Source organism: Limnohabitans sp. WS1 (assembly GCF_003063265.1).
In the GTDB taxonomy this organism is placed as follows: domain Bacteria; phylum Pseudomonadota; class Gammaproteobacteria; order Burkholderiales; family Burkholderiaceae_C; genus Limnohabitans_A.
The window spans coordinates 749,145-767,404 of the sequence record NZ_NERU01000001.1; the positions used below are offsets into that span (position 1 = coordinate 749,145).

General features: G+C 57.4%; 21 protein-coding genes. 13 read left to right on the top strand and 8 right to left on the bottom strand.

Features of this window, described 5'->3' with window-relative positions; genetic code table 11:
* Positions 1-56: 56 nt before the first annotated feature.
* From yidC to rpmH, 4 genes are all read right to left on the bottom strand, one after another.
* Positions 57-1,769: a membrane protein insertase YidC gene (yidC, locus tag B9Z48_RS03590; protein WP_108377130.1), complete on the bottom strand. Its 1,713-nt coding sequence runs from the start codon at positions 1,767-1,769 to the stop codon at positions 57-59.
* Positions 1,766-2,038: a membrane protein insertion efficiency factor YidD gene (gene yidD, locus B9Z48_RS03595; RefSeq protein ID WP_108377131.1), complete on the bottom strand. Its 273-nt coding sequence runs from the start codon at positions 2,036-2,038 to the stop codon at positions 1,766-1,768. Before yidD ends, yidC begins: the two co-directional genes overlap by 4 nt.
* Positions 2,035-2,472 carry a ribonuclease P protein component gene (locus B9Z48_RS03600; protein ID WP_089961251.1) on the bottom strand — a complete coding sequence of 146 codons (438 nt, stop codon included), beginning with the start codon at positions 2,470-2,472 and terminating at the stop codon, positions 2,035-2,037. The genes yidD and B9Z48_RS03600 overlap by 4 nt, the downstream gene beginning before the upstream one ends.
* 67 nt (positions 2,473-2,539) lie before the next feature.
* Complete coding sequence (gene rpmH, locus B9Z48_RS03605) at positions 2,540-2,674, bottom strand: 50S ribosomal protein L34 (protein WP_005798102.1); 135 nt, start codon at positions 2,672-2,674, stop codon at positions 2,540-2,542.
* 242 nt (positions 2,675-2,916) lie between these two features.
* Between rpmH and dnaA the strand changes: the two genes are divergently transcribed.
* The 8 genes from dnaA (at position 2,917) to fghA (ending at position 11,830) form a co-directional block, all read left to right on the top strand.
* Positions 2,917-4,317: a chromosomal replication initiator protein DnaA gene (gene dnaA / locus B9Z48_RS03610; protein ID WP_089961248.1), complete on the top strand. Its 1,401-nt coding sequence runs from the start codon at positions 2,917-2,919 to the stop codon at positions 4,315-4,317.
* Positions 4,318-4,467: 150 nt separating this feature from the next.
* Positions 4,468-5,577 (top strand): DNA polymerase III subunit beta, encoded by a 1,110-nt coding sequence (gene dnaN, locus B9Z48_RS03615; protein WP_089961245.1) that lies wholly within the window; start codon positions 4,468-4,470, stop codon positions 5,575-5,577.
* 83 nt (positions 5,578-5,660) lie between these two features.
* The gene (gyrB, locus tag B9Z48_RS03620) at positions 5,661-8,264 is read left to right on the top strand and encodes a DNA topoisomerase (ATP-hydrolyzing) subunit B (protein WP_089961242.1); all 2,604 of its coding nucleotides are present in this window, start codon (positions 5,661-5,663) and stop codon (positions 8,262-8,264) included.
* 20 nt (positions 8,265-8,284) lie between these two features.
* On the top strand, positions 8,285-9,199 hold the full coding sequence (locus B9Z48_RS03625) for a DUF3800 domain-containing protein (RefSeq protein ID WP_108377132.1): 915 nt from the start codon (positions 8,285-8,287) through the stop codon (positions 9,197-9,199).
* 39 nt (positions 9,200-9,238) lie between these two features.
* A complete protein-coding gene (locus tag B9Z48_RS03630; RefSeq protein ID WP_255419466.1) occupies positions 9,239-9,343 on the top strand; it encodes a hypothetical protein in 105 nt (34 codons plus the stop codon).
* A gap of 274 nt (positions 9,344-9,617) precedes the next feature.
* A complete protein-coding gene (locus B9Z48_RS03635) occupies positions 9,618-9,812 on the top strand; it encodes a hypothetical protein (protein WP_199233439.1) in 195 nt (64 codons plus the stop codon).
* Between the two features lie 72 nt (positions 9,813-9,884).
* On the top strand, positions 9,885-11,006 hold the full coding sequence (locus tag B9Z48_RS03640; RefSeq protein ID WP_108377201.1) for an S-(hydroxymethyl)glutathione dehydrogenase/class III alcohol dehydrogenase: 1,122 nt from the start codon (positions 9,885-9,887) through the stop codon (positions 11,004-11,006).
* Positions 11,003-11,830 carry an S-formylglutathione hydrolase gene (fghA, locus tag B9Z48_RS03645; RefSeq protein WP_089961229.1) on the top strand — a complete coding sequence of 276 codons (828 nt, stop codon included), beginning with the start codon at positions 11,003-11,005 and terminating at the stop codon, positions 11,828-11,830. Before B9Z48_RS03640 ends, fghA begins: the two co-directional genes overlap by 4 nt.
* 276 nt (positions 11,831-12,106) lie before the next feature.
* Here fghA and B9Z48_RS03650 read toward each other — a convergent pair whose 3' ends face one another.
* Both B9Z48_RS03650 and B9Z48_RS03655 read right to left on the bottom strand, forming a co-directional pair.
* Complete coding sequence (locus tag B9Z48_RS03650) at positions 12,107-13,387, bottom strand: type II toxin-antitoxin system HipA family toxin (protein ID WP_108377135.1); 1,281 nt, start codon at positions 13,385-13,387, stop codon at positions 12,107-12,109.
* The gene (locus B9Z48_RS03655; RefSeq protein ID WP_089961224.1) at positions 13,384-13,752 is read right to left on the bottom strand and encodes a helix-turn-helix domain-containing protein; all 369 of its coding nucleotides are present in this window, start codon (positions 13,750-13,752) and stop codon (positions 13,384-13,386) included. Before B9Z48_RS03655 ends, B9Z48_RS03650 begins: the two co-directional genes overlap by 4 nt.
* Before the next feature lie 295 nt (positions 13,753-14,047).
* Between B9Z48_RS03655 and fic the strand changes: the two genes are divergently transcribed.
* On the top strand, positions 14,048-15,172 hold the full coding sequence (gene fic / locus B9Z48_RS03660) for a protein adenylyltransferase Fic (protein ID WP_108377136.1): 1,125 nt from the start codon (positions 14,048-14,050) through the stop codon (positions 15,170-15,172).
* Between the two features lie 85 nt (positions 15,173-15,257).
* Here the strand turns inward: fic and B9Z48_RS03665 are convergent, their stop codons facing one another.
* A complete protein-coding gene (locus tag B9Z48_RS03665) occupies positions 15,258-15,689 on the bottom strand; it encodes a hypothetical protein (protein ID WP_146186228.1) in 432 nt (143 codons plus the stop codon).
* A gap of 262 nt (positions 15,690-15,951) precedes the next feature.
* Positions 15,952-16,164, bottom strand: a complete 213-nt coding sequence (locus B9Z48_RS03670) for a hypothetical protein (RefSeq protein ID WP_089961214.1) — start codon at positions 16,162-16,164, stop codon at positions 15,952-15,954.
* A 484-nt stretch (positions 16,165-16,648) separates the two neighbouring features.
* Between B9Z48_RS03670 and B9Z48_RS03675 the strand changes: the two genes are divergently transcribed.
* From B9Z48_RS03675 to B9Z48_RS03695, 4 genes are all read left to right on the top strand, one after another.
* Positions 16,649-17,110 carry a mobile mystery protein A gene (locus tag B9Z48_RS03675; RefSeq protein ID WP_089961207.1) on the top strand — a complete coding sequence of 154 codons (462 nt, stop codon included), beginning with the start codon at positions 16,649-16,651 and terminating at the stop codon, positions 17,108-17,110.
* 148 nt (positions 17,111-17,258) lie between these two features.
* Complete coding sequence (locus tag B9Z48_RS03685; RefSeq protein WP_089961204.1) at positions 17,259-17,546, top strand: type II toxin-antitoxin system HigB family toxin; 288 nt, start codon at positions 17,259-17,261, stop codon at positions 17,544-17,546.
* Positions 17,543-17,956, top strand: a complete 414-nt coding sequence (locus B9Z48_RS03690; protein ID WP_089961481.1) for a type II toxin-antitoxin system HigA family antitoxin — start codon at positions 17,543-17,545, stop codon at positions 17,954-17,956. Before B9Z48_RS03685 ends, B9Z48_RS03690 begins: the two co-directional genes overlap by 4 nt.
* A 96-nt stretch (positions 17,957-18,052) precedes the next feature.
* Complete coding sequence (locus B9Z48_RS03695; RefSeq protein WP_108377138.1) at positions 18,053-18,241, top strand: hypothetical protein; 189 nt, start codon at positions 18,053-18,055, stop codon at positions 18,239-18,241.
* Positions 18,242-18,260 lie beyond the last annotated feature (19 nt).

The following is an 18,260-nucleotide window of genomic DNA, read 5'->3' on the forward strand; positions in this document are numbered from 1 at the left end:
GCCACAGGTCAAGGCCAAAAAAAGGCCGCTTTCGCGGCCTTTCGAGTCGACAGGTTTTACTTGAACTTGGGCAAGTTGAACTGTGGCGGCACGCCCATTCGGGTGTTGATCATCCACTGCTGGGCGATCGACAAGATGTTGTTCGTGATCCAGTACAGCACCAGGCCGGCGGGGAAGAAGAAGAACATCACCGAGAACACCAGGGGCATGATCCACATCAGCTTGGCTTGCATCGGGTCGGGTGGCGCGGGGTTCAAGGCCGTTTGCAGCAAAGTGGTCAAAGTCATGACCAAAGGCAAGATGAAATAGGGATCGGGTGCCGACAAGTCGTGGATCCAGAGAACCCAAGGCGCGTTGCGCATTTCGACGCTGGACAAAAGCACCCAGTACAAAGCGATGAACACCGGGATCTGAATCATGATCGGGAAGCAGCCACCCATGGGGTTGACCTTTTCTTCGCGGTAGATCTTCATCATCTCTTGCTGCATTTTTTGCGGATCGTTTTTCAGGCGTTCGCGCATTTCCATGATCTTGGGGTTGATGGCTTTCATCTTGGCCATGCTCGAATAGGCCTTGGCATTGAGCCAGTAGAACGCAATCTTGAGCAAAAGCACCAGCGCCACGATCGACCAGCCCCAGTTTTGAATGAAGCTGAACAGCTTGTCGAGCAACCAGTACAAAGGCTTGGACAGCATGGCCAGCCAGCCGTAGTCTTTGACCAAGTCCAGGCCAGGGGCCAAGGCCTCGAGCACTTTTTCTTCTTGTGGGCCGCTGAACAGCTGGGCACTCAGCGTTTTGGACTGGCCTGGGGCCAGATCGGCCAAAGGCGTGATCATGCCCACCGCATACAAATTGGTGTCCACCTTGCGCACAAAGTTTTCGCGCTGAATGCCGTCCGCCAGCAGCCAAGCTGTTGCAAAGTAGTGCTGCACCATGGCCACATAGCCATTGGGCGATGTCTTGTCGATTTCAGCCTTGTTCTTTTCAATGTCGCTGAACTCGACCTTTTGGTACTTCTTGGCCTCGGTGTAAACAGCAGGGCCGGTAAAGGTGGAATAGAACGAAGACTCGCCAGCGGGTTTGTTGCCATCACGCACCAACTGCAAGTACAGCTGTGGCGACACTGTGCTTGTGCCCGTGTTGATCACCTCGTGTTTGACGCCAATGGCGTAACTGCCACGGTTGAGGGTGTAGGTTTTGACCAGTTTCACGCCATTCAAAGCTTCCGATTCGAATCGCAGTGTCAATTGGTCCTGGCCGTCTTTCAGGCTTTTTTCACCACTGAAGCGCATCAGCGTTTTGTGGGTGGGGAAGTTGCCACCAATCAAGCCGGTCTGGGCGTTGTAAACGCGTGTGCCACTTTGGTCCAGAAAGACAAAAGGCTTGGTCGTGTCCACAAAATCATTGTGCTTGGTGAACTCGCTGCGCACCAAGTTACCGCCTTCGGTGTCAAAGCTGAGCTTGAGCACGTCGGTGCTGACCTCGATTTTTTCACTGTTGGCTGGCGATGCCGCACCTGCGCTCACAGGCACTTGACCTGGCGATGCAACGCTCGTGGTGGCCGCCGGGACACCCTGCACAGCCGCAGCTGCGGCTGCGGCTGCGGCTGCGGCCGGAGCCGATGCTGCCGAAGCAGGCGCTGAAACAGCAGGCACTGGCTTGGGGAAGAAAGTGGCAGGGCGGCCGTTGTAGACCTGCCATTGATCCCAAAGCAGAACCATGGAGAAACCAAAAATCACCCAGAGGATGGTGCGGCGGATATCGTTCATGAAGGCTTCTTTGACGAAGTAGGGGAAAACAAAGCCGTGAACAGGCGGGGGGCCTGTTCTGGAATGGGGTCGTGACCGCCTTGGCACCAAGGTTGGCAACGCATCAGTCGGTGCACCGTCATGTAAGTGCCTGCTGCAGCGCCATGCGTTTCCAGGGCTTGCAGGGCATACGCCGAGCAAGTGGGCTCAAACCGGCAAGACGAACCCAGCCAAGGACTCAGCAACAAGCGGTAGCCACGCACCAACAACATCAACAAACGCTGCATCATGGCTGGCCTTTGGGGGTGATGGCACGCTCGAATAACTGCAAAAGCTCTTGGCGCACCGCCAACTTCAGCGGTTCGGAGCTGGCGCTGATGAACTGTTTGCGGTCAAAACCCGTGCGCAAGCGAACCACATGGGCAGCCAAGGGCAAACGATCACCAAAGTGTTCGCTGACGTTGTAAATCTGGCGCTTGATGGCATTGCGCGTGACCGCGCGGCGAGCCCAGCGTTTGGGCACCATGGCACCCAGCCAGACATCGGCCAAGTCAAAAAGGGCCTGCTCCGGTGAAGGTGCAGGCCCGACTTGATCGGCTTGAGCCAAAGAGGTGTCTGTCAAGGCAGCCAAGTTCAAGCGATGCAACGCAAAATGCGCCGTGCGCGAGACTGTGCCGCCAGCCAGGGTGGCCTGAAATTGTGGGCGTGTTTTTAGACGCTGCACGGTGGCCTGGCCCCAGCTTCAACCGCCTGCAGCAACAACGGGTTACTGCCAGACGGTTGTGCGGACATTAGACAGCCAGACGCTTGCGGCCCTTGGCGCGGCGTGCGTTGATCACGGCACGGCCACCACGGGTTTTCATGCGAACCAGAAAACCGTGTGTACGGGCGCGACGTGTCTTGGATGGTTGGTAGGTGCGTTTCATAACTCTTCCTTTGTGCCCAATGCCATGAATCAGCGTTGGGCGAAACCCAAGATTATCGCAAACTTTCACAAGCTAGGCAAATCGCTGTGAATTTTGACCCAAGTGTTGTGAGGGTGGATCAAATGGGCCGATGTGGTTTATGATCGCCCTCCCGGTTCGTTTCGGCATGTGGATAAGCTCTTGATAAGCCTTCATATCCCATCGCCCCAGATCCCTACTGTCCACAAAAAAACAAGATCAACATGTCCGAGGGAACCCCCCCAGAATTTCAGTCCGATGTCGGGCAAGCGCTGTGGCAAACCTGCTGTGACGAGCTGTCACGCGAGATGCCCGAGCAGCAGTTCAACACCTGGATCAAACCCCTGACTGCACAGGTCTCCGACGACCAACAAAAGGTGACTTTGTTTGTTGCCAACCGCTTCAAACTCGACTGGGTCCGTGCCCAATATGCGGGCCGTTTGTCGGCCACACTCGAAAGTCTTCAGGGTCACCCTGTTCAAATTGAGTTAGTGATTACTCCTCGTGAAGGCGGCATCAGGCCAGCGCGTGCATCCACACCTTCTTCCATGGAAGTGCGGCCAGAACCCACACCAGCTGTAGAAGAGCCGGTCACCAACACCTTCCGCAGTCGACTCAACACCGCCTTGACCTTTGACAACCTGGTCGAGGGCACCGCCAACCGCATGGCCAGGGCCGCCGCCATGCACGTTTCGGGCTCACCCGGGCAGCTTTACAACCCCTTGTTCATCTACGGCGGTGTGGGTTTGGGCAAGACCCACTTGATGCATGCCATCGGCAACAAACTGCTGGCCGAGCGCCCCGAAGCCAAAGTTTTGTACATCCACGCTGAACAGTTTGTGTCGGATGTGGTTAAAGCCTATCAGCGCAAGACTTTTGACGAGTTCAAGTACCACTACCACTCGCTCGATTTGCTGCTGATCGACGATGTGCAATTCTTTGCCAACAAAGACCGCACGCAAGAAGAATTCTTCAACGCCTTTGAGGCCCTGCTGGCCAAAAAGTCGCACATTGTGATGACCAGCGACACCTACCCCAAGGGCCTGGCCGACATCCATGAGCGTCTGGTTTCGCGCTTTGATTCGGGCCTGACGGTGGCCATGGAGCCGCCCGAGTTGGAGATGAGGGTGGCCATTTTGATCAACAAAGCCATCAGCGAAGGCAGTGAAATGCCCGAAGAGGTGGCGTTTTTTGTGGCCAAAAACGTGCGCTCCAACGTGCGTGAGCTCGAAGGCGCCCTGCGCAAAATCCTCGCTTATTCGCGCTTTAACCAAAAAGAAATCTCCATTCAGCTGGCCCGCGACGCCCTGCGCGACCTGCTCTCCATTCAAAACCGCCAGATCAGCGTCGAGAACATCCAGAAAACGGTGGCCGACTACTACAAGATCAAGGTTGCCGACATGTACAGCAAAAAGCGCCCGGCCAGCATTGCCCGCCCGCGCCAGATTGCCATGTACCTGGCCAAGGAAATGACCCAAAAGAGCCTGCCCGAAATTGGTGAGCTGTTTGGCGGACGCGACCACACCACGGTGCTGCATGCGGTGCGCAAAATCAGCGCCGAACGCTTGCAAATGACCGAGCTGAACCAGCAACTGCACGTTCTGGAGCAAACGCTCAAAGGCTGAATGCCGCTCCAGGCCATGATCTCCTGTCATTTACAAGGTTCTGAGCAGTTTTTAGCCGTTTTGCAGCCAAAAAAAGAGAAAATGCGCTTTATTGCACTGCCCGGACCGCTTTGTGCGTTCGTGGGCTGAAACAACACCAAAGGTAGACCCATGATCGTTCTCAAGGCCACCCAAGACAAATTGCTGTCGGTCCTGCAATCCGTATCCGGCATTGTCGAGCGCCGCCACACCCTGCCTGTGCTGGCCAACGTATTGATCCGTAAAACCGGTCATGCCGTGCAACTGACCACCAGCGATCTGGAAATCCAGATCCGCACCACAACCGAGATGGACGGCGACCCCGGCGACTTCACCACCACCGTGGGGGCACGCAAACTCATCGACATCTTGCGCACCATGCCGGCCGATCAGACCGTGAGTCTGGAATCCTCGCAGGCCAAGCTCATCCTCAAAGGTGGCAAGTCCAAGTTCACGGTTCAAACCCTGCCGGCCGAAGACTTTCCGCTGGTGCAAGAAGCCGCCAGCTTTGGGCCCGCCTTCAGCGTGCCGCAAAAAACCCTCAAACAATTGCTGGGGCAAGTCTCATTTGCCATGGCCGTTCACGACATTCGCTACTACCTCAATGGCATCTTGTTTGTGGCCGAAGGCAACAAGCTCAGCCTGGTGGCCACCGACGGCCACCGCCTGGCCTACACCTCGGCCACCCTTGACGTGGAAGTGCCTGCCAAACAAGAAGTCATCTTGCCGCGCAAAACCGTGCTGGAGTTGCAGCGCCTGCTGTCTGACGCCGACGGCGCGATCGAGATGCAGTTCGCCAACAACCAAGCCAAGTTCAGCTTTGACGGCATGGAGTTTGTGACCAAGCTGGTCGAGGGCAAATTCCCCGATTACAACCGCGTCATCCCCAAAGGTCACCGCAACAACCTGACCTTGGGCCGCCAGGCCATGCTGTCGTGCCTGCAGCGCACGGCCATCTTGACCAGCGACAAGTTCAAAGGCGTGCGCCTGAACCTCGAGCCCGGCACGCTGCGTGTGGCCTCCACCAACGCCGAACAAGAAGAAGCCGTGGACGAACTCGACATCGACTACGGTGGCGACGCCATCGAGATCGGCTTCAACGTCACCTACATCATCGACGTGCTGGCCAACATGGGCCAGGACATGGTGCGCATCGATCTGGCCGACGGCAACAGCTCGGCGCTGATCACCATTCCCGAAAACGACAACTTCAAATATGTGGTGATGCCCATGCGCATTTAAGGCCCCAGCCCACCAGGCCCACCTTATCGAAACCCGCGACCTCTCGCGGGTTTCGGCCATTCAAGCGACAGAGAAAATTGAACATGACCGACGACATCCAACCCAGCGAAGAAGCTTTCACCACCGCCCAACCCAAGATCGACGCCCACCAAGTGGGCGCATCCGAAGGCTACGGCGAAGGCTCCATCCAGATCCTGGAAGGCCTGGAAGCCGTGCGCAAACGCCCCGGCATGTACATCGGTGACACGTCTGACGGCACCGGTTTGCACCACTTGGTGTTCGAAGTCGTGGACAACTCGATTGACGAAGCACTGGCCGGCCACTGCGACGACATCGTCGTCACCATCCACAGCGACAACTCCATCAGCGTGACCGACAACGGCCGTGGCATCCCCACGGGCGTCAAGATGGACGACAAGCACGAGCCCAAGCGCAGTGCGTCCGAGATCGCATTGACCGAACTGCACGCGGGCGGCAAGTTCAACCAAAACAGCTACAAAGTCTCGGGTGGTTTGCACGGCGTGGGCGTGTCTTGCGTCAACGCGTTATCCAAGTGGCTGCGCCTCACGGTGCGCCGCGAAGGCAAAGTGCACCAGATCGACTTTGCCAAAGGCTTTGTGCAAAACCGTTTGCTCGACACCGTGGACGGCGTTGAAGTCTCGCCCATGCGCGTTACGGGGGCCACCGACAAGCGCGGCACCGAAGTGCACTTCTTGCCCGACGTGGAAATCTTCACGCAAAACACCGATTTCCATTACGAAATTCTGGCCAAGCGTTTGCGCGAGTTGTCCTTCTTGAACAATGGCGTGCGCATTCGCCTGAAGGACGAGCGCAGCGGCAAAGAGGACGACTTCTCCGGCGCGGGTGGTGTCAAAGGCTTTGTCGACTTCATCAACGCCAACAAAAAAGTGTTGCACCCGAACGCCTTCCACGCCAACGGCGAGCGCCCTGCTGACAGCTACGGCGGCATCCCCGGCACCAGCATCGGTGTCGAAGTGGCCATGCAGTGGAACGACGGTTACAACGAGAGCGTGCTGTGCTTCACCAACAACATTCCCCAGCGTGACGGCGGCACCCACCTCACGGGCTTGCGCGCCGCGATGACCCGCGTCATCAGCAAGTACATCGAGAAAAACGAGATCGCCAAAAAACAAAAAGTCGAAGTCAGCGGCGACGACATGCGCGAAGGCCTGTGCTGCGTGCTGAGCGTGAAAGTGCCCGAGCCTAAATTCAGCAGCCAGACCAAAGACAAGCTGGTGTCCAGCGAAGTGCGTGCCCCGGTGGAAGACATCGTGGCCAAAGCCTTGACTGACTTCTTGGAAGAGCGCCCGAACGACGCCAAAATCATCTGCGGCAAGATTGTGGAAGCCGCCCGTGCCCGCGAAGCCGCCCGCAAAGCCCGCGAAATGACACGCCGCAAAGGGGTTCTGGACGGCATGGGCCTGCCCGGCAAACTGGCCGACTGCCAAGAAAAAGACCCGGCCCTGTGCGAAATCTACATCGTCGAGGGTGACTCCGCTGGCGGCTCGGCCAAGCAAGGCCGTGATCGTAAATTCCAGGCCATCCTGCCCCTGCGCGGCAAGATCCTGAACGTCGAAAAAGCCCGCTACGAAAAACTGCTCACCAGCAACGAAATCGTCACCCTCATCACCGCCTTGGGCACCGGCATTGGCAAGGCCAGCGCCGAATCCGGCAAGAGCGGCACCGACGACTTCAACGTCGACAAACTGCGCTACCACCGCATCATCATCATGACCGACGCCGACGTGGACGGCGCGCACATCCGCACATTGCTGCTGACTTTCTTCTACCGCCAGATGCCCGACCTGGTCGAGCGCGGTCACATCTACATTGCCCAGCCGCCGCTCTACAAAGTCAAGGCCGGTAAAGAAGAGCTGTACCTCAAAGACGGCCCGGCGCTCGACGGCTTCTTGCTGCGCATCGCGCTCAAAGACGCCAGCATCAGCACCGGCGGCGCTGCGCCGCAAGTGCTGACGGGTGAGAAGCTGGAAGCGCTGGCCCGCAAACACCAAGTGGCCGAACACGTCATTGCCCGCCTGTCCAACTTCATGGACGCTGAAGCCCTGCGCGCCATGGCCGATGGTGTGTCACTGAACCTGGACACGCTGGACCAAGCCGCCGAATGCGCCCCCGCGCTGCAAGCCAAGCTGCGCGAACTCAACACCACCGGCATCCCCGCCGAAGTGACAGCCGAGTTTGACGTGCGCACCGACAAACCGATTCTGCGCATCAGCCGCCGCCACCACGGCAACATCAAAAGCAGCATCATCACGCAAGACTTTGTGCATGGCGCGGACTACGGCGCTCTGGCCGAAGCCGCCGAAACCTTCCGGGGCCTGCTCAGCGAAGGCGCCAAAGCCCTGCGCGGCGAAGGCGAGCGCCAGAAAGAAGAAAAAGTGGGCGACTTCCGCCAGGCCATGCATTGGCTCATCAGCGAAGCCGAACGCACCACCAGCCGCCAGCGCTACAAGGGTCTGGGCGAAATGAACCCCGCCCAGCTGTGGGAAACCACCATGGACCCCACCGTGCGCCGCTTGCTGCGTGTGCAGATCGACGACGCCATCGAAGCCGACCGCGTGTTCACCATGCTCATGGGCGACGAAGTCGAGCCACGCCGCCACTTCATCGAAAGCAACGCGCTGCGGGCGGGGAATATTGATATTTGATGGGCAATTGAAAGCCTTTGATGACCCCGCAAGGCACTCAATACGCCCTGTTCGAGTCGGCAGAGGTCATGCCTGTTAAACAACAGTTGCACGCTGCAACTGTTGTGAATGTCCGTCGTTTCAGCGACTATGTGGTTTACGTCGATGAGAGCGGAGACCATTCACTTGAGCGCATAGATCCCGACTATCCGGTGTTTGTGCTCGCTCTTTGTGTGTTTCATAAACGACATTACGCCGAGAAAATTATTCCGGCAGTTGAAAAGCTGAAGTTCAACTACTTTGGCCATGACAGCGTGGTGCTGCACGAGCATGAAATTCGCAAGCAAAAAGGTGATTTCGCTTTTTTGAGCCACAAGCCTACACGCGAAGAGTTCATTGGCCGGTTATCTTCCATCATGGATGCGAGCAATTTCATTTTGATGTCTTGTGTGGTCGACAAGGCGCGATTGAATCGACATGAAGGCGCTGGCTCCAACCCTTATCACATTGCGTTAGGCATCTGCTTGGAGGTTCTGCGGGAATTTTTGGCAGAAAAAACGCAGGATCACCTCCAGACACATGTTTTGGTCGAGTGTCGCGGCAAGAAGGAAGACGCCGAACTGGAATTGGAATTCAGACGCATTTGCGATGGCGAAAACCCGGGCAATCGACAGCTGCCGTTCAACGTCATCTTTGCTGACAAGAAAACCAACCTGACCGGTCTGCAACTGGCCGACTTGGTGGCCAGGCCCGTCGGGCTGAATTACATACGGCCCGAGCAGGCAAACCAAGCCTTTGAGTTGCTCAAGAACAAATTCTTTTGGGCCGGAGGACGGGACCGTGCTGGGCAAGGCTACCAAAATGTAGGGTTGAAGATTTACCCTCCCCAGAAAGCGAAAAGCCCCGATGAACCCACCGAGGCTGTAGCGCCGACCGGGAACCCCCAATCCACTTGATTCGTAGTCTACAACAAAAAATGACTGGCTCATAACGCCATCGAAGCCGACCGCGTGTTCACCATGCTCATGGGCGACGAAGTCGAGCCACGCCGCCACTTCATCGAAAGCAACGCGCTGCGGGCGGGGAATATTGATATTTGAGTATGTGAACTGCTGAAGTCACACCATCAACGGCCACAGAGCCGGGTGGGCTTCAGTTTTTGGTCAGGGAGGCCAGAGACGATGTTTTCACTGAATGGCCCCGTCGTGGGCATATCCAAAAGAAAAAGCCCGCACAAGGCGGGCTTTTCAGACTTCATCTGTCCTCGGGGGGAGCTTTCGCCAACGTGTCCCAAGGCTAGTGCTGCAATTCTAAGCTGCATGCGATCGCTCAGATCTGCATAGGATCAACAAGACCACCGCACAAATTCGTTCCATGGTCTATTCGGAGCTGGAGCTCATCAGGAAATTACGCAACAGGATTGCGCACCATGAACCCATTTTCCAGCGCAATCTGGCAACTGATTTTCAGAAAATCCATGATCTGATCGCTGTCCGATGTCCCATCACCGCAGCGTGGATGCTGCAAAACCAAGGGGCACAGGCGCTGATTTCAAACAAACCGGTTTGAAGCGCAAGCCTGCTCATGGGCGACCAAGTCGTGCGATCACAATACCTTCAATTCACACCCTCAGGAGCCTTTATGAAATCCCGTGCCGCCGTCGCCTTTGAAGCTGGCAAGCCTTTGCAAATCGTTGAGATCGACGTCGCGCCACCGCGCAAGGGCGAGGTGCTGGTCAAGATCACGCACACCGGCATCTGCCACACCGACGCCTTCACGCTCTCGGGCGAAGACCCCGAAGGGCTGTTTCCGGTCGTGCTGGGCCATGAGGGCGCGGGCATTGTGGTCGAGGTGGGCGAGGGTGTCACCAGCGTCCAGCCCGGCGACTATGTGATTCCGCTCTACACCGCCGAGTGCGGGGAATGTCTGTTTTGCAAGTCGGGCAAAACCAATCTGTGTGTGGCCGTGCGTGCCACGCAGGGCAAAGGCGTCATGCCCGACGGCACCACGCGCTTTTCATACCAAGGCCAGCCGCTGTACCACTACATGGGCTGCTCCACTTTCAGCGAATACACCGTCGTGGCCGAAGTCTCGCTGGCCAAAATCCGGCCCGACGCCAACCCTGAGCAAGTCTGCCTGTTGGGCTGCGGCGTGACCACCGGGCTGGGCGCCGTCAAAAACACGGCCAAGGTGCAAGAAGGTGACACCGTGGCCGTGTTCGGCCTGGGCGGCATTGGCCTGGCCGTGGTGCAGGGTGCCAAGCTGGCCAAGGCCGGGCGCATCATCGCCATCGACACCAACCCCAGCAAGTTCGATCTGGCACGCACCTTTGGCGCAACCGACTGCGTCAACCCCAAAGACCACGACAAACCCATTCAGCAAGTCATCGTCGAGATGACCGGCTGGGGCGTGGACCACAGCTTCGAATGCATTGGCAACACCCAGGTCATGCGCGCTGCGCTCGAGTGCGCGCACCGTGGCTGGGGCCAGTCGGTCATCATCGGCGTGGCCGGTGCGGGCCAGGAAATCTCCACCCGACCTTTCCAGCTGGTCACCGGCCGCCGCTGGATGGGCACCGCCTTTGGCGGCGTCAAAGGCCGCAGTGAAGTGCCCGGCATGGTGGACGACGCCATGGCCGGACGCATCGCGTTGGCCCCGTTTGTCACCCACACCATGGGGCTGAGCGGCATCAACCACGCCTTCGACTTGATGCACAACGGCGAGTCCATCCGCTCGGTGGTGCACTTTGAAGGTGGCGAATGAAACGCATCGAACAACACGCCAGCTTTGGCGGGCGGCAAGAAGTCTGGGCGCACACCTCCAGCACTCTGGGCTGCGACATGCGCGTGGCCGTGTACCTGCCCGAGGCAGCGCTGCGCGGCGAGAAATGCCCGGTGCTGTACTGGCTCTCGGGCCTGACCTGCACCGAACAAAACTTCATCACCAAAGCCGGTGCACAGGCACACGCGGCGCGACACGGCGTGATCGTGGTCGCGCCCGACACCAGCCCACGCGGCGAAGCCGTGGCCAACGACGATGCCTACGACCTGGGCCAAGGTGCGGGCTTTTACGTCAACGCCACACAAGCCCCTTGGGCAACGCATTACCGCATGCAAGACTACGTGGCGCTTGAGTTGCCCAACTGGATCGAGCAGCACTTTGCCGCCAGCGATTCACGCGGCATCTTTGGCCATTCGATGGGCGGGCACGGCGCGTTGGTCACGGCGCTGCGCCACCCGGGCCGCTACCGCAGCGTGTCGGCGTTTGCGCCCATCGCCGCGCCATCACAAGTGCCTTGGGGCCAAAAAGCCTTGACTGCCTACCTGGGTGCAAACCCACAGGCTTGGCGTGCATGGGATGCCGCAGAACTGGTGGCCACTGCACGCCAGGAAAAGCTGCACCTGCTGGTGGACCAAGGCGATGCCGACGAGTTTTTGGCGCAACTTTGCCCCGAACGGTTGCAAGCCGCTTGCGAGGCAGCGGGCCACCCGCTGACCCTGCGCATGCAGCCGGGCTATGACCACAGCTACTACTTCATCGCCACGTTCTTGGGCGATCACTTTGCGCATCACGCCAAGTATCTGTAGGTCTTCGGGGTGGTCTTGATGCGATTGCTCCCGCTCATCGCATCAGGTTTTTTGTGGGAGCGGCGCCCTCGCCGCGATAAAGCCTCGCATACCACCACACATCGCCCCGAGGGCGGGGCTCCCACAGGGATCGCTGCGTCCAGGCGGCACACGCTGAAAAGCCACCGACGGAATACCGGTGAACAAAATTCAAATTTCAGCGTGCCGGATCACCAGCAGCATTGTCAGCGCCCTCTCATTGGACAGCGGACCAATGCTCCTGCTGTCATTAACAAGTCAATTTTTGGGCTTAGAGCGCGTTTCATGGCCTTGCCAAGCTTCATGCGCACTGAACGCAGCGGCCGTCAATTCGATATCGGCCCGAGAAATGCGAACTTGGTTGGCGACATCGCGCCAAGTGTCCACGACACCCATCACCTCCTCCACGATGTGCCGCCCCTGCGCGGCCGTCAAGCCGTAAAACGCGGCAGTGCTCAACGCGGTGCGCAAGTCAGGACGGTTGTCCATATCATCAATGTTCAGCACATGCTCGGCTTTGTCGATGTTCGGGTTCACATCAAACGCGGGTGCCAAACGCCAGCCCGTTGAACTCAACACAAAGCCGTGATTGCGCAAATGGTCGTCCCGATTGCCAATTGCCACATTAAAAACCACGCGCCTGAACAGCTGAGCCAGGTCTGATTGAACCGTCGCTGCATCGCCACTGGCCCGCAGAAATTGCGCCAATTCCAGATAACTGCAGCCCTCACTTTGGTCCTTGCGCAGCAGCGTCATGGCCGATGCATAAAACCGCCGCTGACCACCGACACGGTCGAAGCGCTGCACACAAAAAGTATGAAACTCACCACCCAGGCGCAAAAGCTTTGCAGCAGGGACATCGATGCCTGCACGTTGGGCCATTTGGTGCGTGGCGAACTCCCAAGCCCCGACATCACGGTCATCGTCACGCGCCGGAAATTTGCCGATCCAAAGAGAACCGTCCAGCTCTGAGAAGTTGGCTTTGGGCCGAGCGCCCCCCAACGAAGCACCCGGTGCCACCAGAACAGTTAACCATTTGCGCAAAGCATCGAGATCGTCAATGCGCTTATGGGTCAGTTGCCAAGCCACCTGCTCCAGTTCGCGCAACGTGGTCACGGGTGGTGCTGCAAAAGCATCGTTGCCCAAAAACGCTGGCGTGCCCGACGGGCGAAACCGCAACGCCCCCTGTCGGGTAATGTCCTGCACGCCGATCAGAAAATCCCAGGCATAAAGTGTTCTGGCCGGGTGCTTTTGGTCCTTGGCCAGCAAGGCCTCACGCCGTTTCATCAGCGTTTGTCCCCAGCGGTCGGGTGATGAGTCGAGAAACACGCCAAAGTTGCCCAGTTCAGGCTTGGGGAAAAACGGGTGCGCGTCCAAAGACAAATCAGGGTCCAGCGCAAAAGCCCTCGGGTCGTTCAGCCAAGCCTTGTCGTAATGAAAGCGAATCTGCCCTCGGTCATGCGCCAGGTGGCCCACCAGACAAGCAGGCCCCAAATCGCAATCCAACCAGACCTCTAGCCCATCGAATGGCCCCGTCATGGCTGCACCTCAGAAGTGCTGTTGGCAGAGTCGGGTAACTGCATGCTGGCGCGTCGCTGGCGTCGCTCTGCAGCCGATGGGGCCAAAGCCAAATCCTGCAGCTTGCGCCCCACTTTGTCGTCGGCGGCCAAGGCATTGAAATCTGCCTGCAGCCCGAGCACCGCCAGCACACGCAGGTAAGTGCCCAAAGTGGCACCCGCATCGCCGGCTTCGACCTTGTAGACCGAAGTGCGCGACATGCCTGCCCGCTGCGCCACCACGGCCGTGCTCAGTTTGCGGCGCAAACGCGCCAGCCGCAGGCGCTCGCCCAAGGCGGTGAGCAGCGTTTGCTCTTGGGGGAAAACAATGGGTGGCTTGCTTGGCATTTGGCCATTATGGACAAAAGTAATTGATATTGTCCATTTTGGACAATAATTAAGCCCCGCCGCCACTTGATTGAGAGCAACGCGCTGCGTGCGGGGAATATCGATATTTGATCGATCCGAAACCTCATGTTGTCAAAACCCTGTTTTGGCGACATGACAGGGGTGACGTGTACTCGCCAAGAACATGAGGCTGCTCTCATGTTCGAAAAATTGAATTATTGCGACACGTTTGCTTGACGTGTCGCTCATGAGAACATATTCTTCAAACATGTTTCAATAATTCAATTTCAAGTACATGTACGACATCGAAACCGTTTGGCAGCCAGACCGGGCGCACAACCAGTTACCGACACTGCCACCGGGGCACGACCTGGAAAGCAAAGCTGTGCTGCGTGCCTGCATTACGGCCCGCGCTGCATTGGCCGAGCTGAAACAAGCCGCCGAGCTGATCCCCAACCAGACCATGCTTATCAACACGATTCCGCTATTGGAGGCCAAAGACAGCTCGGAAATCGAAAACATCGTCACCACCACCGACCAGCTGTTTCAACACGTTGATGGTGATGGGCAAGCCGATCACGCCACCAAAGAAGCCTTGCGTTACCGAACCGCACTGCACCATGGCTATCGGTCACTCCAATCCAGGCCACTGTGCACGGCCACTGCGGTTGAAGTGTGTCGCACCCTCAAAGGTGCAGACATGGATATCCGGCGTACACCCGGTACCCAACTGGCCAACGACCGAACGGGCGAAGTGATCTACACACCGCCGGAAGGGGAAGACCGGTTGCGAACCCTGCTGGCCAACTGGGAACGGTTTCTGCACAACGAAACCGAACTGGACCCATTGATACGAATGGCTGTTGGGCATTACCAATTTGAAGCCATTCACCCCTTCACGGACGGCAACGGACGCACAGGCCGTGTCATCAACATCCTGTTTCTGATCCAGCAAGAGCTGCTGAACCTGCCCATTCTCTATTTGAGTCGGCACATCATCGCGAACAAAGCCGACTATTACCGCCTTTTGCTGGAAGTCACGCGGGACCAAGCTTGGGAGCCTTGGGTCTTGTTCATGCTCAAGGCGGTGGAAGAAACATCGCGATGGACCACAGGAAAAATCGTGGCCATCCGGCAATTGGCCGAACACACCACCGAACACGTACGGCTGAGATTGCCCAAAATCTACAGCCGCGAGCTGGTGGATGTGATCTTTGAACAGCCCTACTGCCGAATTGGCAACCTCGTGGACAAGCAGATTGGCCAAAGGCAAGCCGCATCGCGGTATTTGAAAGAGCTCGTGGCCTTGGGCGTGTTGCGAGAGATGACTTATGGGAAAGAAAAGCTCTTCATCCATCCCAAACTGATGCAATTGCTCAGCCGGGACAGCAACGAATTTCAGTTATATGAAACTTTCTGACCCCGACGTGCTGACTGAGGGCGAGGAGGTTTACTCGTCTGAAGCATTTCGAAAATAGCCCCGGGTTTCGTAGTCGCCAAATGGATCAAACACCGCGAAGCTCACTCAAGTGGTTAGACATCAAGCGCGCCATCTGACGGCCATTGATCAAATGTTTCTTTTTCAGCGCGACCAAGAGCTTGCCGGTTTCGTCCAACGTGACATCGTCGCCCGATGCCCGCGTGACCGCCTCTGCCCATGAAGCCAATCCAGTGAGCTTGAAGTGCACATTGCATGACATGGCAAAACGCTGGACAAATGCGCTCACATTTTTCAGCGGCAATGCATTCAAGTCATCGGGCAAGGTGATGGGCTTGAGGGGATCGGACTGGGTTTTTGCAAGGGGCGCATCTTTGGCCCCCGCCCGTACTTTGGTGTAAATCCCGGAACTCACCCGAACCAACAAGCCTTCCTTGATCAACGCCTTGTGCGGAGCGCAGATAGTTTTAACGGCATGAGAGGGTGCTTTGTCTGGCATGACCTGATTGTGCCGTCAGACCCTGAACGCAGACGCCCACCTTGTAGGCCAACGGCTGCCTTTTTGTAGGAGCCCACCCCGTGGGCGATGGGCGTGGGACACGCCCTCAATAGGGTTCAACAGGCTCGGGGCGGCTTTAGACTGGAAACTGTTTGATGTTGAGCCAGATGAGACGCGCCATTGGGCGTGACTCGCCTTGAATACCGGCGATGCAAGCCTGTTTCATAGCCTCATTCCCAATGATCATCGTCCTGCATGATGTTCAGTCTTTGGCGTACTGACGTGCTCTTTCAATGATGGACTGAATCGCCTGAGCATGGGTCATGGTGCCACTGTCAATCGACTGCATGAGGGCCAACCCCTTGTTGCTGGGGCGGATGCCATCCACAGCCAAAATAGCCAAGGCTTGGCTCGATGCCCACGATCCTGGTTGGGATGGCGTGGCGTTGTTGGGGTGGCGGTTGGGCGTGTTCATGGCTGGAATAGATCATGGCAGTGTATCTTTACCCGAGTCGAAGTCAAAGTCAGATGAATGACATCAAAAAGTTGCCGAAACGCGCGCCCAAAGGACAGGCACCATGCAGTCTTGAGCAACAGGCAAGAGATGGCTTTTGTGCAGGAGCCCACCCCGTGGGCGATGAGCTGTCTTTGTAGGAGCCCACCCTGTGGGCGATGGGCGTGGGACACGCCCTCAACTTCGCCCTGCAAACCATCGCCCACAGGGGTGGGCTCCCACACCAAAAAAAACCGCCGCCCACATGCAGGGCCAGCGATGCAGCCGTCAATCCGCCCCACTTTGCAGCCCAAACACAATGCTCATGGGCTGGCCTGATCAATAAAACCTTCCTATAAGTGCAGCAGAATGACATTGACTGCTTCTCTGTAAAGAAGCAATTCATTGCATTCTGCTTCCAATTGGGCTTACATTTCAACGAATTTGACCAGCCTATAGGCTAGCAATGTCTCCTGAACTGAACCAACTTCGACTTGAACAAGTGCAGTCCACCCTTTCCGGCTACGCGGACTTGGTGAAGCGGCAGCCACCGTCTCGGGGATGGCTGAAGCTCATCCGAGAAGCCCTGGGTCGAACGGAACGCCAGCAGGCTCAGCGGCTGGGCGTCTCGGGGGCGACGCTGCACAAGTCCGAACAGTCCGAAGCGGATGACCGCATCTCGCTCGGACAACTGCGCAAACTCGCTGATGGACTCGATTGCGAACTGGTCTACGCACTGGTTCCAAGACGCCCGCTCACGGACGTGGTTCAGGAACGCGCTCGCACCATCGCGATGGAAGAGGTTGCAAGCGTGGCCCACACCATGGGACTTGAAGACCAGCGCCCCGGCGCAGAACGGCTTCGGAAACAGGTGGACCGCAGGACCGAAGAATTGCTTCGCGGCCGTTGGTCAAACCTATGGCGATAGACCGGGATGAGCAGGACGGCCAGACACCGCTGGCCACCGACGAGAAGGCTGGGCTCATCCCGGGGAACCTGGCAGCCCTGCGAGCTGCAGACCAAGGTGACTATGAGCTTTTGCTTGTTTTTATCTCGTATTGAGATAAACTGAACCCATGAAAATCATCAGCAACAGTGCCCTGCGGGCCTTCGCTGCCGATCATCCTCAGGCCGAAGCCCCCTTGCAGGGATGGCGGCGGGTGATTGAAAAGAACATTTTTGCAAACTGGGCCGAGCTCAAAGCCGCCTTCAATGCAGTTGACAAGGTGAACGAGTTAGCGGTGTTTGATATCGGCGGGAACAAGTACCGCCTGGTGGCTTACATCCGGTTCGAAAAGCAAATTTTGTACATCAAGGCAGTATTGACCCACCGGGAATACGACAAAGGAGCATGGAAATCATGAATGCAGCCATCGACGTGAAGCACCTTCTCCCAGTCTGGGAGCAGTTCCGTGCCGCCACCGACATCACCCCCATCCGGGATGAAGCGCACTACGCGCGCATGACCGAGATGCTCCAAGCCCTGCTGGATGAAACCCAAGGCGAAGAAAAGCATCCTGCGATGGGCTTGGTCGACATCGTGGGCGATCTGATTGAGGACTATGAAGCGAAGCATCACCCTTTGCCCGAAGTCACGGGTGTGCAAGCTCTGAAATTTCTGATGGAACAACACGGCCTGAAGCAAAGCGATCTGAGCGAGATCGGCAGTCAGGGTGTCGTGTCCGAAATCCTGACTGGCAAACGCGAACTCAACATTCGCCAAGTGCGCGCGCTCAGCGAACGGTTTGGCGTTTCTGCTGCGACCTTTGTGTAAGAAGTGTGGAACGCGGGCACCGACGCGCCATGAAGGCAGAACGAAAACTTCGGACGCTGTGAGCGATACCCACATGCCAGCTAAAAGGTGAACACCATGAAAGACGAATACCATTTTTCGAACGCGCAGCGCGGCAAGTTTTACAAGCCTGATTTGCGCCTGATTCCGCCTGTGCGAATTGATCCGCAGGTGTTGGACTTCCTGGTCAAGCGAGCTGAGGCCAAGGGCACCACGCTCAATGCATTGCTGAAGAAAGGCATCGAGCTCATCGAGGCAGCCTATTGATCCGGCCAGTTGAAGTTTG

What these genes read in the sequence shown, in the direction of transcription:
- yidC (WP_108377130.1), bottom strand. Translation starts at nt 1,769, where the DNA reads ATGAACGATATCCGCCGCACCATCCTCTGGGTGATTTTTGGTTTCTCC.
- yidD (WP_108377131.1), bottom strand. Translation starts at nt 2,038, where the DNA reads ATGATGCAGCGTTTGTTGATGTTGTTGGTGCGTGGCTACCGCTTGTTG.
- rpmH (WP_005798102.1), bottom strand. Translation starts at nt 2,674, where the DNA reads ATGAAACGCACCTACCAACCATCCAAGACACGTCGCGCCCGTACACAC.
- dnaA (WP_089961248.1), top strand. Translation starts at nt 2,917, where the DNA reads ATGTCCGAGGGAACCCCCCCAGAATTTCAGTCCGATGTCGGGCAAGCG.
- dnaN (WP_089961245.1), top strand. Translation starts at nt 4,468, where the DNA reads ATGATCGTTCTCAAGGCCACCCAAGACAAATTGCTGTCGGTCCTGCAA.
- gyrB (WP_089961242.1), top strand. Translation starts at nt 5,661, where the DNA reads ATGACCGACGACATCCAACCCAGCGAAGAAGCTTTCACCACCGCCCAA.
- B9Z48_RS03625 (WP_108377132.1), top strand. Translation starts at nt 8,285, where the DNA reads ATGACCCCGCAAGGCACTCAATACGCCCTGTTCGAGTCGGCAGAGGTC.
- B9Z48_RS03635 (WP_199233439.1), top strand. Translation starts at nt 9,618, where the DNA reads ATGGTCTATTCGGAGCTGGAGCTCATCAGGAAATTACGCAACAGGATT.
- B9Z48_RS03640 (WP_108377201.1), top strand. Translation starts at nt 9,885, where the DNA reads ATGAAATCCCGTGCCGCCGTCGCCTTTGAAGCTGGCAAGCCTTTGCAA.
- fghA (WP_089961229.1), top strand. Translation starts at nt 11,003, where the DNA reads ATGAAACGCATCGAACAACACGCCAGCTTTGGCGGGCGGCAAGAAGTC.
- B9Z48_RS03650 (WP_108377135.1), bottom strand. Translation starts at nt 13,387, where the DNA reads ATGACGGGGCCATTCGATGGGCTAGAGGTCTGGTTGGATTGCGATTTG.
- B9Z48_RS03655 (WP_089961224.1), bottom strand. Translation starts at nt 13,752, where the DNA reads ATGCCAAGCAAGCCACCCATTGTTTTCCCCCAAGAGCAAACGCTGCTC.
- fic (WP_108377136.1), top strand. Translation starts at nt 14,048, where the DNA reads ATGTACGACATCGAAACCGTTTGGCAGCCAGACCGGGCGCACAACCAG.
- B9Z48_RS03665 (WP_146186228.1), bottom strand. Translation starts at nt 15,689, where the DNA reads ATGCCAGACAAAGCACCCTCTCATGCCGTTAAAACTATCTGCGCTCCG.
- B9Z48_RS03670 (WP_089961214.1), bottom strand. Translation starts at nt 16,164, where the DNA reads ATGAACACGCCCAACCGCCACCCCAACAACGCCACGCCATCCCAACCA.
- B9Z48_RS03675 (WP_089961207.1), top strand. Translation starts at nt 16,649, where the DNA reads ATGTCTCCTGAACTGAACCAACTTCGACTTGAACAAGTGCAGTCCACC.
- B9Z48_RS03685 (WP_089961204.1), top strand. Translation starts at nt 17,259, where the DNA reads ATGAAAATCATCAGCAACAGTGCCCTGCGGGCCTTCGCTGCCGATCAT.
- B9Z48_RS03690 (WP_089961481.1), top strand. Translation starts at nt 17,543, where the DNA reads ATGAATGCAGCCATCGACGTGAAGCACCTTCTCCCAGTCTGGGAGCAG.
- B9Z48_RS03695 (WP_108377138.1), top strand. Translation starts at nt 18,053, where the DNA reads ATGAAAGACGAATACCATTTTTCGAACGCGCAGCGCGGCAAGTTTTAC.